The organism is Vreelandella sp. GE22, assembly GCF_968212445.1.
The window spans coordinates 3,872,405-3,885,101 of record NZ_OZ309110.1 but is presented as its reverse complement, the minus strand read 5'-3'; the positions used below and the strand labels follow the sequence as shown (position 1 = coordinate 3,885,101).

The window sequence follows — 12,697 nt, the reverse complement described above, 5'->3', positions numbered from 1 at the left end:
TCATCTCACCATCAGTTGAAAACGGCCGCCTATTGTAGCGCCCAAAGAGCCGGTTATCCACACGTGCAAGGGGCTCTTTTCGGCCTGTGGACAACTTGCGATGAGCTTTTGGGACAAGTCGCGTAGACGCTGCGGATAAACCATCCACAGGGGCTTTTTTACCCGGTCGTCCACACCTGCCACACACCTTACAAGCCGCTTTTCTACGGCTTATGCACACATTTTTTATGCCTATAACAGGTTGTTTATAAAAAAATAAAACCACTTATCCACAAATAGTATCCCCACTATTAATAACAACAGGTTTTAAATAACTTCATTAGTAATAGTAGTTGCGTCAAAGGCGTTCATTAAAGGCATGTTACGAGCCGTTAGCGCATATTTAGCGTTTTTTGTGCGCAGAAAAATTGCACCGCGGCGCCGAAGTCTCTACAATTTCCGGTCTTGAATTGGATCTCCCCGGCTAGTTCCTCACTGGACCGGGTCGTTTGGAATTCACTTTCGTCCTAAACCACGTGGGAATAACGAGTTATGAAACGCACTTTTCAACCCAGCGTTCTTAAGCGCAAGCGCGCGCATGGCTTCCGTGCTCGTATGGCAACCAAAAATGGCCGTGCTGTCATTACACGCCGTCGCGCCAAAGGCCGTAAGCGTCTGAGCGCCTGATTTCGGATTGCGTGTGTCGCATCAAGGCTATCCCCGGGGTTTACGTTTACTGAATGCCGGGGATTTCAGCTACGTATTTGAGCAGGCAGACCTGAAAGTCCATGGCAAAGGTATGATGGCGCTCGCACGCTTCAATACCCGAGGTCATCCTCGCGTTGGACTGGTGGTCAGCAAGAAAAACGTCAAGCGTGCCGTTGACCGTAACCGCTTCAAGCGTCTCGTTAGAGAATCCGTTCGGCTTCGCCAACACCGCTTACCCTCTGTGGATATAGTGATATTGGCCAAGCGCGGTGTTCAGGATATCGATAATGAAACACTTTATCGCCAGCTACACGGCATGTGGAAACGACTTCAGCGCGATGCCTTGGCAGTACCACCGCCTCCCCCGCTTGCTAACGCTACGCATGGCGCTTGATCACACACTCCGCCGCTCGGCCTCGGCCTGCCTTAGGGCAGGCTTTCGTGTGTCTTGGGCCGAGTAAATGACGCCGCGCCATTAGCATGTTCACCACCCATCGGGCAGAACCCTCATGGACGTAAAACGACTTTTATTGCTGATTCCACTGGCTGTACTGGCCTATCTTCTAGTGATTCAGTGGAATCAGGACTACGGGCAAACCAGCTACGACTCGACGCCGGACATCACCCAGCGTGAAAGTACCGGGGCCAATACCGAGTCGGCCAACAATGACTTGACCGTACCCAGTACCGGCGCCCCCCAGGGTAGCGCCAACGAAGAGATGCCGACGGAAGCGGCGGGTGAGTCCGAAGGTCGCGACTTCATCGCCGTCACCACCGATGTACTCGATGTACGTATCGACCCCTACGGCGGGGATATCGTGTTCGCCGCCCTGCCCCAGCACAAGATGACCCTGGACTCCGAGCGCAACTACGTGCTGCTCTCGGACAACACCACGCGCAGCTACGTCGCGCGTTCGGGCATCCAGCTGGACGGTCAGGCAAGCCGTATCGCCTTCACGCCGGCGCGCAACGAATACCGTCTGGGTAACGACGAGCAGACCCTCGAGGTCGACATGACCGCCGAGGTCAACGGCGTCGACGTCACCAAGCGGTTGACGTTTGAGCGCGATAGTTACGCAGTGGACGTCAGCTACTTCGTGGCCAACAACACCGAGAACCCGGTCAGCGCCCGCTTTATCGGCCAGCTTGCCCGGGACAACAGCCCGGACCCCTCCAGCGGCGTCACGTTGGGCATGAACTCCTACATGGGTGCGGCGTACTCCACGCCGGACACGCGTTACGACAAGATCGATTTCGACGACATTCAAAGCTCGAGCTTTGAAAACCGCGAAGCCGAAGGCGGCTGGATCGCGATGATCCAGCACTACTTCGTTTCGGCCTGGGCACCGTCGCAGAACCAGCAAAACCTCTACTACGTCACCACCGACGCACGCGATCGCAACGTGGTGGCCTTTGCCGGCCCGACCAGTAACGTTGCCGCCGAAGGCGAAGCGACGCTGGGCGCTACGCTCTACATGGGCCCCAAGGTGCAGGACTACCTGGAACAGGTCGCGCCCAACCTCCAGCTCACCGTGGACTACGGCTGGCTCTGGTTCATCGCCAACCCGCTTTTCTGGCTGCTGGACAAGATCCAGGACATCGTCGGTAACTGGGGTTGGTCGATCGTACTGCTGACCGTACTGGTCAAAACCGTGCTCTTCCCGCTCTCCGCCAAGGCGTACAAGTCGATGGCTCGGATGCGCAAGCTCGGCCCGGAGATGCAGCGTCTCAAGGAGATGTACGGCGACGACCGTCAGAAGATGTCTCAGGAGATGATGAAGTTCTACCAGAAAGAGAAGATCAACCCGCTGGGCGGCTGTCTTCCGATTCTGGTTCAGATGCCGGTGTTCATCGCGCTCTACTGGATGCTGCTGGAGTCCGTTGAGTTGCGTCACGCACCGTTCATGTTCTGGATTCAGGATCTGTCGGTGAAGGATCCCTACTTCATCCTGCCGATTTTGATGGGCATTTCGATGTTCGTTCAGCAGATGCTCAACCCGACTCCGCCGGATCCCATGCAGGCGAAGATCATGAAGATGCTTCCCATCATCTTTACCTTCTTCTTTTTGTGGTTCCCGGCAGGCCTGGTCATCTACTGGGTAGTCAACAACATCATCTCGGTGGCGCAGCAGTACTTCATTACCCGGCGCATCGAGAACGACCCCAGTGTCGGTAAAGGGATGCGAACCAAGTAATCGCCCCCTCGCTTGACTCACCAGACCCCCGCCCTCGTGCGGGGGTCTGGCGTTAAAGGCCGGACAAATTCACAATACCGCCATTCATCCAGGAGGCGTGCCATGGCACAACGACTTTATACCCAGGACACGATCACCGCCCTTGCCACCCCGCCCGGACGCGGCGGTGTCGGCATCATTCGCGTCTCCGGGCCCGCCTGCGGCGATATCGCCCGTGCCATCCTGGGACGCTACCCTGCCCCGCGTTACGCTCACTACGGCGCCTTTCACGGCGAAAACGCCATCATCGACGAAGGCGTGGCGCTCGTATTCGAGGGCCCGAACTCGTTTACCGGCGAAGACGTACTGGAGCTTCAGGGTCACGGCGGTCCGGTCATCATGGATATGCTGCTCGAGCGCTGCGTAGCCCTTGGCGCGCGTCTGGCAAGGCCTGGCGAGTTCTCCGAACGCGCCTTTTTGAACGACAAGCTCGATTTGGCCCAGGCCGAGGCGATCGCCGACTTGATCGATGCGACCTCGCGCTCGGCGGCCCAAAACGCCGTGCGTTCGCTGCAGGGCGAGTTCTCCAACCGGGTAGCCCAGCTCGTCGAGCGCTTGATCGCGCTGCGGGTCTACGTGGAAGCCGCCATCGATTTTCCCGAAGAGGAGATCGACTTTCTCGCCGACGGCCACGTGGCCAACCGCCTCAATGAGGTCCAGCAGTCGCTTTCTGAGGTGCGCCGCGCCGCGGGCCAGGGCGCGCTTTTGCGCGAGGGCATGAGCGTGGTGATCGCCGGGCGGCCCAACGCGGGTAAATCGAGCCTTTTAAACACCCTGACCGAGCAGGAGACGGCGATCGTCACCGAGATCGCCGGCACCACCCGGGACGTGTTGCGCGAGCATATTCACATCGACGGCATGCCGCTACACATCATCGACACCGCCGGGCTTAGAGACACCCCGGATGCGGTGGAGAAGATTGGCGTAGCCCGCGCTTGGGAAGAGATCGAGCGTGCCGACCGGGTGCTTTTGATGGTGGACGCCTCGACCACCGAGGCCACGGACCCCATGGATATCTGGCCCGAGTTCGTCGCCCGCCTACCCGATCAGAGTCGCCTAACGCTGGTGCGCAACAAGATCGATGAAAGCCAGGAAGACGCCGGGCTCGACGAGGCGGCCGTCACGCCGACGCTACGCCTGTCGGCGAAAACCGGGGCGGGTGTGGATAACTTAAAAACCCACCTGAAAGACGTGATGGGCTTTGCTGCCACCACCGAAGGGCGCTTCTCGGCCAGGCGGCGCCACCTGAACGCGCTGGACCGGGCCATGGCGGCACTGGACAACGGCCGTGCCCAGCTCGAAGGCATGGGCGCTGGCGAGCTGCTTGCCGAGGATCTGCGCGATGCTCAAGCCTCGCTTGGCGAGATCACCGGCGAGTTCAGCGCCGACGACCTGCTGGGCGAGATTTTCGGCAGTTTCTGTATTGGCAAGTAAGGCGACTCGGCGCTATGTTTGTAAGCGCTCACTTTGCTTGCAAGGTTCTAAATAAAACACTAAGAGGAGCCTCGTAAGCGAGCCAAGTAAGAGCGGCGCCATATGCTACCTACCGGAAGATAGGTACGGTTTACCAACACGACTCCTCTTTATTTCCCCGCCTCTGCACACAAAAAACCCCGCCAGGCGCTGGCGGGGTTCGGTCAAAACACAAAACGGCGAATAGGGTGACTACCCGGATAACGGCTTCATGCCTCAGGGCAGTGTAACGGAGCTAGTCCCCCCAGACCTCGCGAGCGACGCGAACCACCAGCTCGAGCTTGGCCTGCTGCTCGGCCTCGGTGATCGCGTTGCCCTCTTCGGTAGAGGCAAAGCCGCACTGAGTGCTCAGGCAGAGCTGCTCGAGCGGTACGAATTGGGCCGCCTCGTAAATACGCGCCTTGATCGCCTCCGGGTCTTCGAGCTCACCGGTTTTGGTCGTCACCAGGCCAAGCACCGCCTTCTGATGACCGGGCTTGATAAAGCGCAGCGGCTCGAAGCCGCCGGCGCGGTCGGAGTCGTACTCCAAAAAGAAGGCATCGATGGCCACCGTTCCGAACAGCAGCTCGGCGACCGGCTCGTAGCCGCCCTCGGAGATCCAGGTCGAGCGGAAATTGCCCCGGCAGACGTGCATGCCCACCACCAGGTCAGAAGGCTTGTCCGCCAGTGCCTCATTGATCACCCGGGCGTAGGTTTGAGCGAGTTCGTCCGGGTCTTCGCCGCGCTCGATGACCTGGGCGCGCTGCTCGTCGGAGCAAAGATACGCCCAAACGGTATCGTCGAGCTGCAGGTAACGACAGCCCGCGGCGTAAAACGCCTGAATCGCGTCCTTGTAGACCTGGGCCAGATCGTCAAAGAAGTCGTCGATGTTCGGATAGGCGTCCTGGCTTACAACGTTACGTCCGCCGCGAAAGTGCAGCACGCTGGGGCTGGGGATGGTCATCTTGGGCGTGGCGCCGTCGCTGATACTCGCAAGGTACTTGAAGTCCTCGAGCATCGGGTGCGCGCCAAAGCCAAGCTTTCCGGTCACGCGCACGTTGCGCGATTTGGTCTGCACGCCGGAAAACTGGATGCCTTGCTCCGCGTCGTAGCCTTCCACGCCTTCCAGGCCCTCGAAGAAGTCGAAGTGCCACCAGGCGCGACGGAACTCGCCGTCGGTGACGACCTGCAAGCCGCACTGGCACTGCTCGGCGACGGCGTGCTTGATCGCTGCGTCTTCTATTTGACGCAGGTCGCTTTGGCTTTTTTCACGGGCGTTCTTGATCGCCGCCGGGCGCAGCAGGCTGCCGACGACATCGGCGCGAAAAGGGGCTTTATGTTCGCTCATCGTACTCTCCTGCTCTGTTTGAGTGTTTCTCGATGCCCCATGCTCGCGCAAACCTTGCAGGGACAAAAGTGATCTTTTCTTGATCCTGCGTGAATCATTTTAATAGTGCGGTCAGAAGGCCCTACGCGGGCGCTGCCTTGCCCTTTTCACCCCGAGCCCACCTTCCACACAGAGCACCGCCACAGCAAGCCAGATGGCGGCATAGGTTGGCCACTCGTTCGCGCTGACCGACTCCCCCATCCCTAGCGCCACCACGAACAACAGTAAAGGCTCGACATAGACCAGCAGGCCGAAAAGACTCAGGTTGAGAAGCGGCGCCGAGAGCGCCTGAAACACCAGCGCCAGGGCGCTTAGCACCCCGAGGCCGAGCACCAGGCCAAGCGGCGCGATGCTGGCGGCGCCCAGCACCTCCCCGCCTTGAACGATGAAATAGACGCTGACCGGCAGGGCCAGCAGCATATCGAACCAGAGACCGCCAATGTGGTTGGTATCGGTCACCCGGCGCAGCCAGAAATAGAGCGGATAGCCAAGGCTCACCAGAAGCGTTGGCCAGGCAAGCGCCTGGGAAAACAGCAGTTGATTGAGCGCCCCCGCCAGAGCGAGCAGGCTAGCGAGCGTCTGAAAGCGCGACAGGCGATCCTTGAAGGCCAGACGGCCAACGATGACCATGGTGATCGGCATCAGAAAGTACCCAAGCGACACCGCAAGCCCCTGGCCATTGCCCGGCGCCCACATGAAAAGCCACAGCTGGAGCGCAAGGAGCGCCGCGCCGAGTAATCGGGTTGCCCAGAAGTAGCGCTCGGCCTTGAGCCGCCGATAAACGAGCGCCACCTGTCCGCCATGGCCACGCAGCAGAATAAAAAACGTTAGGCAGGGAAAGGTGAGCAGCATCCGCCAACCGTATATTTCCCCACCATCGAGCGTATCCAGCAGCGACGTATAGGCGAACAGAAGCGCGAAAAAAAGCGAAGCCGTCACGTTCAAGACGACACCGAGCGCCGTGTTAGGGGTGGTTTGCATAAAGCGTATCCGGGCCAGGCAGTGTCGCGGTACTTTATTGCATCGGATACGATAAAGGCGCTCGAATTAACGCCTTACCTTGATAAATTTTCTCACAGAGTGATCAGCATGGCCCTGGACGACTACGACCGTTCGCTACTCAAACATTTACAGAAGGAGTGCCAGACGCCGCTTCGCGAACTGGCCGAGGCGGTGCATCTCTCCACCGCTTCCGTACAGCGGCGCATTCAGCGGCTCAAAAAGGAAGGCTACATAAAAGCGAACGTGGCGGTACTCGACCCGGACAAGCTGGGTCAGGTGATCACTATCTTCGTAGAAGTACGCGCAGACAAGACCCACGCCGCGGACCTGGACGCGCTGAAAGCCCGCTTCTCCGGCCCTGAAATCCAGCAGTGCTACTACGTCACCGGCGAAGCGGACTTCATGCTGGTGTTACTGGTCCCCAGCATGCGCCGCTTCCAGCAAATCTGCGATGCGCTTTTCCACGAAAACCCCAACGTTAAGTGGTTTCGCACCCTGGTGGCGCTGGACCGGGTCAAATCGACCCTCGAGGTCCTTTAAACGCCCCGCGAACGGCTTGTTTACTCCGCTACCAGCCACTGCGCCTGGTAGCGGCTCTCCTTGCCCAGAAGCGGGGCAATCCTGTCCATGGCCCCCTTTAGATGCTCATCGAGTCCCCAGGGCGGGTTGATCACCAGCATGCCGCTTGCGTACATACCGTGACTTTGCCCGGCGGGGCCGCGGTGTAGCTCGCTACGCCATATCTTGCGCACGCCGCTGGCCTTTAACGTCTCCATTAGTGTGTGGTGATGCCCCGCCGGAAGCAGTGGATACCAGATCATGATGACCGCGTGGCGGACCTTTTCGAGGGTGTGAATCACGGCGTCGGCCACCTCGCGGTACTCCGCTTTTTGCTCATAGCTTGGGTCGATCAATACGCAAAGTCGCGGCGTTTTGACCGGCACGCACTTTTTGAGCTCTTCCAGACCGTCGCCATAAAGGCGCTTTGCCGCTGGCGGTAGCGCTTGGCCGTCGAGTTCGGCGTGCTCCCCCGGGTGCAGCTCGCAAAGGCGCAGCGCGTCTTGCTCGCGAAGCCGCTGGGAAAGCCACCAGGGCGAGCCCGGGTAGTGGCTCAACGGGCCACTTTTTGGCTGGATCGTCTGAATACGCGCCAGCCATTCGTTCAAAAGTGGCTCGTCGAGCTGCTCCCGCGCCTGCCAGAGAGGCATGACCCCCTCGCGGTGCTCTTCGAGCTTCAAGGCCTCCCTGGTATCCAGAGGATAGAGCCCTCGACCCGCATGAGTATCTATATATGTAATAGCGCTTTCTTTACGTAATAGATAGCCAGTGACGGCGTAAAGCGTAAGGTGCTTGTGGACATCGGCAAAGTTGCCGGCGTGGTAGGCGTGTTGATAAGAGAGCATAGCGGTTCACAACGCGGTGTAAAAAAAGCCCGCTATCAAATAATAGCGGGCTCGGATTAAAGGCCTTGCCCGGGGCGTTTGAGCCTACCGGCCTACCGGAGCATCAGCCGTTTAGTAGCCGCTGCCCTGGCCCTGCTGGCCCTGCTGGCCTTGCTGACCCTGGCCGTTACCGGTGGGCGTCAGGGTAATTTCAACGCGGCGGTTCTGCGCGCGGCCCTGGTCGGTGTCGTTGCTGGCCACCGGTTGATTGGCGCCGTAGCCGCGGGTGTTAAGACGCGATGAAGAGACACCGTTTTGGCCCAGGTAGCTGCCGACCGCCTGCGCGCGGCGCTCGGAGAGGCGCTGGTTGTAGTCCGCATTACCGACGCTGTCGGTATGGCCGGCGATGTTCACGCGAGTATCGGCGTACTGAGTGAGCACGTTGGCCACTTCGTTGAGCGCACTGCGTGCTTCACCGGTAAGCTCGGAAGAGTCGAAGCCAAAGGTTACGCTGCTGGGCATGTTGAGGACGATATCGTCGCCGCGGCGGTCGATTTCGATCCGCGAGCCCTGCAGGCTTTCGCGCAGCTGATTCTCCTGGCGGTCCATATAAGCGCCGACACCGGCACCGGCGGCGGCGCCCACGGCGGCGCCGATCAAGGCACGGTCGCGGCGGCTGGTGGAGCCATCACCGGAAAGCGCGCCGGCCGCCGCCCCTACCGCGGCACCAATACCTGTTCCCATACCGGTGCTGGAGCGCTGCGATTGGCCACCGTAAGGGTCAGAGGAAGCACAGCCGGCAATTAACAGGGCGGCGGCTACCGGGGTCAGCAGTCGAGAAATACGCATCACTCACTCCTTAAAAAACTTATTTGATTAACCAGGCTGCCGGGCTAGTCGTCACTGATTTGCCCAAGCAGCTCGTTCAAGAATAATAGACCTTGCGGCGATGCACGTAGTTTTTCGGGCATTTCCATCAAAAGTCCTTTTTTGTCGGCACCGTGCAAGCGCGCCAATAAAGTCTCTAGCGGCTGACCGGTGTAGGCAGGCCACAGCGCCATGTCGACACCGTCGGTCAGGCGTAGCGCGTTCATGGCAAACTCAAGCGGAAGCTCGGAAGGCTCGATCACCGATTTGCCGGCGATAAAGCCGCGCGGGTCGGAGTGGCGGCGAAGATAGGCGTCGGGCTGGCGGGTTTTCCAGCGCCGCTCGATCGTCCAGCGGCCATCCGCCCCTATGTGCGAAAGTTTGCCGTGGGCACCGGCGCCTATCCCCAGGTAGTCGCCGAACTGCCAGTAGTTGAGGTTATGACGGCTTGCCTTGCCAGGCCTTGCATAGGCGGATATTTCGTAACGTGAAAGACCCGCCTTGACGAGACGCTCGTGGCCTCGCTCCTGAATATCCCAAAGCGCCTCCTCTTCGGGGAGTACCGGGGGGCTTGAATGAAATGCGGTGTTGGGTTCGAGCGTTAGCTGATACCAGGAGAGATGCTCCGGCGAAAGCGCCAGCGCCTGGTCGATATCCTCCAAGGCAAGCGTAGGTGTCTGGCCCGGCAGACCGTGCATCAGGTCGATATTCAGGTTATCAAAGCCCGCCACGCGGGCATGGCCCACTGCCTTGATGGCTTCATCGGCGCTGTGAATGCGTCCAAGGGCCTCGAGCTGAGCGCTTTGAAAGCTTTGGGTGCCGATCGAAAGACGGTTGATCCCCGCCTCCCGGTAGCCAACGAAGCGCGCCTGTTCGGTGGTGCCCGGGTTGGCTTCCAGCGTGATTTCGATATCCGGGGCGAAGGGCAGCCGCGCCTGTACTTCGCCTAAAAGGCGTCGGTAAAACGCCGGCGAGAGCAAACTCGGCGTGCCGCCGCCGATAAAGATCGTGGCGAGCTCGCGCCCGTCGGCCAGGGCCAGGTCATCGTCCAGGTCACTTAAAAGCGCCGCGAGATAGGCCTTTTCCGGCAGCGCCTGGGAACTCGGCTCGTGGGAGTTGAAGTCGCAATAAGGGCACTTGCGAACGCACCAGGGGGTGTGGATATAAAGCGAAAGCGGCGGGGTACTACCCATGCGCCACCTTCAAAAAATCGACCAGGCCCTGCAGGGCGCGGCCGCGATGGCTCAGTCGGTTTTTGGTATCCGCAGGCAGCTCGGCCACGCTCATGCTCTGCTCGGGTAGCCAGAAAAGCGGGTCATAACCGAAACCGTTTTCGCCTCGCGGATGGGCGAGAATCTCACCGTCCCAACTGCGCTGAACGATAATCGGTACCGGATCCTCGGCGTGGCGCAGGTACACCAGCACGCACCAGTAGCGCCCGCTACGCTGGCCCTCGGCGCAATCGGCAAGCGCACTCAAGAGTTTTTCGTTGTTGCGTTCATCGCTTTTGGGCTCACCGGCAAAGCGCGCCGAGTAGATACCCGGGGCACCGTGGAGCGCGTCGACTTCCAAACCCGAGTCATCGGCCAGCGCCGGCAACCCGCTAACCCGGCTGGCCTCGCGCGCCTTGAGCAGCGCATTTTCGACGAAGGTCAATCCGGTCTCTTCTACGTCATGAACGCCAAACTCCGACTGCAGGCGCACATCGAGCATCAAGGGGGCCAAAAGCTGTTTGAACTCTTTTAACTTGCCAGCATTGCCACTGGCTAACACAAGCGTATTGACGGCGGACATGGCGTAACCTCCCAGTAAGAGCCGCTCAGTTTACGCCTAACCGCACGCCAGCTAAAGATGCCTCGTCATCAGTACGGCCTCCCACCGGCCGTCTGCTGCCGCGCATCCAGTTTTTACCCCTATATTTCCTAATCGCATACTTCCATGAGCATTACTATTCGAACATTTTTAGTAACATAACTTTACTAAAAAATTATTATAGGTAACAATCCGCCCATGATCGTCTCACACTTTATTAGCAGCCGGAGGGTTATCAATGGCGCAGCACAAAACCCCGGGCGTGGTGTATATCGTCACCGAAAAAAGCCCTCAGTCTCACTTGTTTGCCGAGTATTTGAATAAGCAGACGGGTTACACCATTCATCTGTATGCCCCCGGGGTTTCACTGCCGGAGGCCACTATCGGCAAACAGCTTCTGCTGGTGGATGCCGACCACGTCAGCGTCGACGCCATCCCGGATTGGCAGGAGAAGCTTCCCGAGTCGCTCTCCCAGGCGCCGCTGGCGGCGTTTAACATCCGCGACATGGATCACGCCCTGGAAGCCCTCTCCTGCTCCCAGCTCAAGGGGGTGTTCTACCGTAACGAGAGTCTCGAGGTGATCTGCAAGGGCATTCACGCCCTGCTCAACGAAGAGCTTTGGATGTCCCGCGATTTAATGGCGCGGCTGATCATTTTTTACCGCAAATACCAAAGCAATGCGTTCCGCCCGGCCTGCGGGCTGACCAACCGGGAGATGGAGATCATCTCGCTTCTCAGCGGCGGGTCCTCCAACCAGCAGATCGCAGAAAAGCTTTTTGTCAGCGAGCACACGGTCAAATCGCACCTTTACAACATCTTTAGAAAGATCAATGTGCATAACCGTATTCAAGCGCTGAACTGGATCCACCAGAATCTCGGCCCCATCCTGCCCAATATCGAGACGGCGCGTAGCCTGCAGCGCGGGCGCTAAACCCTAACGAGAAAACGACCATGGTCTTGTATCGCACGCTTCTGCTGTTGGGTGCGCTGTCACTGGCGCTTGCGGGACCGGTATCGGCAAGCGACTCGCTGCCGGGAAACGAGCAGGCAGCGGTCGATGCGATCAACCGTCTCTCCGGCCCTGACGGGGCCGAGGTTGAGCCGCGCGGCTACGGTAGCAGCGAACTGACCGGTGTGATGGTCGACCGCACCATCACCATGGCAGGCAAGACCTTCTACCGCGCTTTTAGCCAGCGGGCCATGGGTAATCCGCTGATCAATAACGCGACCCTCATTGTTCAGGAGCGTCCGGATGCCCGCTGGGGAAGCCAGCTTTGGATCCTGCAGGGCAACCAGATGTATTTCCGTACACAGCTTTCGCCACGCATCAATCAGGCGGATCAAGCGGCAGAAGAGGCCGTGCAAATCGTTCAGGACGCGCTGCTGCGCGAGCAGTTGGCTACCACCCTGACCTTCGATAAAGACCTGGGAAGTGAGGAGTTACGATAATGAACGTCAAACGACACCCCCTGTGGCTAGGCACTATCGCGGTGGTAGCGCTTGCCGGGGGGAGCGCTGCGTTGGCAGGGGATCTTGTGTACCGGCCGCTGAACCCATCCTTTGGTGGCGACCCCTTCATGGGCACGTATCTGCTGGGTAAGGCGCAGGCGCAAGACACCAACACCGACCCCAATGCACGCAGCATACAGCAGCTCTCCTCCACGGACCGTTTGGTTCAAAACCTGGAAAGCCGGCTGATTTCACAGCTGATTTCCGATGTAGGCGCGGGTAACGCCAATCAGGGCTCTTTCGATAGCGGCGAGTTCAACGTAGTGGTCAGCGACAACGGCGGCCAGCTCGTGGTGCGCGTGGTGGACAAGCTTACCGGCGATGTCACCAATATCAGCGTGGGCGGGCTCTTCAACCCATAGTGA

At 59.3% G+C, this 12,697-nt stretch carries 14 protein-coding genes; 8 read left to right on the top strand and 6 right to left on the bottom strand.

Annotated features, from left to right (window positions below; genetic code table 11):
* Positions 1-531 precede the first annotated feature (531 nt).
* From rpmH to mnmE, 4 genes are all read left to right on the top strand, one after another.
* Positions 532-666 (top strand): 50S ribosomal protein L34, encoded by a 135-nt coding sequence (gene rpmH / locus ACWHRL_RS18205; RefSeq protein ID WP_447530481.1) that lies wholly within the window; start codon positions 532-534, stop codon positions 664-666.
* Between the two features lie 13 nt (positions 667-679).
* Entirely contained in the window at positions 680-1,081 is a 402-nt protein-coding gene (rnpA, locus tag ACWHRL_RS18200) for a ribonuclease P protein component (RefSeq protein ID WP_447894763.1), read from the top strand.
* A 115-nt stretch (positions 1,082-1,196) separates the two neighbouring features.
* Positions 1,197-2,882 carry a membrane protein insertase YidC gene (yidC, locus tag ACWHRL_RS18195; protein WP_447894762.1) on the top strand — a complete coding sequence of 562 codons (1,686 nt, stop codon included), beginning with the start codon at positions 1,197-1,199 and terminating at the stop codon, positions 2,880-2,882.
* Positions 2,883-2,984: 102 nt separating this feature from the next.
* On the top strand, positions 2,985-4,355 hold the full coding sequence (gene mnmE / locus ACWHRL_RS18190) for a tRNA uridine-5-carboxymethylaminomethyl(34) synthesis GTPase MnmE (RefSeq protein WP_447894761.1): 1,371 nt from the start codon (positions 2,985-2,987) through the stop codon (positions 4,353-4,355).
* A 274-nt stretch (positions 4,356-4,629) separates the two neighbouring features.
* Here mnmE and ACWHRL_RS18185 read toward each other — a convergent pair whose 3' ends face one another.
* Positions 4,630-5,721, bottom strand: a complete 1,092-nt coding sequence (locus ACWHRL_RS18185) for a cobalamin-independent methionine synthase II family protein (protein WP_447894760.1) — start codon at positions 5,719-5,721, stop codon at positions 4,630-4,632.
* A gap of 111 nt (positions 5,722-5,832) precedes the next feature.
* Positions 5,833-6,741, bottom strand: coding sequence for an EamA family transporter RarD (rarD, locus tag ACWHRL_RS18180; RefSeq protein WP_447894759.1), 909 nt, complete (start codon positions 6,739-6,741; stop codon positions 5,833-5,835).
* 108 nt (positions 6,742-6,849) lie between these two features.
* Between rarD and ACWHRL_RS18175 the strand changes: the two genes are divergently transcribed.
* Entirely contained in the window at positions 6,850-7,302 is a 453-nt protein-coding gene (locus tag ACWHRL_RS18175; RefSeq protein WP_447894758.1) for an Lrp/AsnC family transcriptional regulator, read from the top strand.
* A 20-nt stretch (positions 7,303-7,322) separates the two neighbouring features.
* Here the strand turns inward: ACWHRL_RS18175 and ACWHRL_RS18170 are convergent, their stop codons facing one another.
* From ACWHRL_RS18170 to rdgB, 4 genes are all read right to left on the bottom strand, one after another.
* Positions 7,323-8,165, bottom strand: coding sequence for a 23S rRNA (adenine(2030)-N(6))-methyltransferase RlmJ (locus tag ACWHRL_RS18170; protein ID WP_447894757.1), 843 nt, complete (start codon positions 8,163-8,165; stop codon positions 7,323-7,325).
* 111 nt (positions 8,166-8,276) lie between these two features.
* Complete coding sequence (locus ACWHRL_RS18165) at positions 8,277-8,993, bottom strand: OmpA family protein (RefSeq protein ID WP_447894756.1); 717 nt, start codon at positions 8,991-8,993, stop codon at positions 8,277-8,279.
* 44 nt (positions 8,994-9,037) lie between these two features.
* On the bottom strand, positions 9,038-10,204 hold the full coding sequence (gene hemW / locus ACWHRL_RS18160; protein ID WP_447894755.1) for a radical SAM family heme chaperone HemW: 1,167 nt from the start codon (positions 10,202-10,204) through the stop codon (positions 9,038-9,040).
* The gene (gene rdgB, locus ACWHRL_RS18155) at positions 10,197-10,805 is read right to left on the bottom strand and encodes an RdgB/HAM1 family non-canonical purine NTP pyrophosphatase (RefSeq protein WP_447530471.1); all 609 of its coding nucleotides are present in this window, start codon (positions 10,803-10,805) and stop codon (positions 10,197-10,199) included. Before rdgB ends, hemW begins: the two co-directional genes overlap by 8 nt.
* Before the next feature lie 256 nt (positions 10,806-11,061).
* Here rdgB and ACWHRL_RS18150 point away from each other — a divergent pair, with 256 nt between their 5' ends.
* From ACWHRL_RS18150 to ACWHRL_RS18140, 3 genes are read left to right on the top strand one after another with little or no spacing between them, the layout of a single operon-like run.
* On the top strand, positions 11,062-11,754 hold the full coding sequence (locus ACWHRL_RS18150) for a LuxR C-terminal-related transcriptional regulator (RefSeq protein WP_447530470.1): 693 nt from the start codon (positions 11,062-11,064) through the stop codon (positions 11,752-11,754).
* A gap of 20 nt (positions 11,755-11,774) precedes the next feature.
* Positions 11,775-12,272 (top strand): CsgE family curli-type amyloid fiber assembly protein, encoded by a 498-nt coding sequence (locus ACWHRL_RS18145; RefSeq protein ID WP_447530469.1) that lies wholly within the window; start codon positions 11,775-11,777, stop codon positions 12,270-12,272.
* On the top strand, positions 12,272-12,694 hold the full coding sequence (locus ACWHRL_RS18140) for a curli assembly protein CsgF (protein WP_447894754.1): 423 nt from the start codon (positions 12,272-12,274) through the stop codon (positions 12,692-12,694). The genes ACWHRL_RS18145 and ACWHRL_RS18140 overlap by 1 nt, the downstream gene beginning before the upstream one ends.
* The last annotated feature ends 3 nt before the right edge of the window (positions 12,695-12,697 follow it).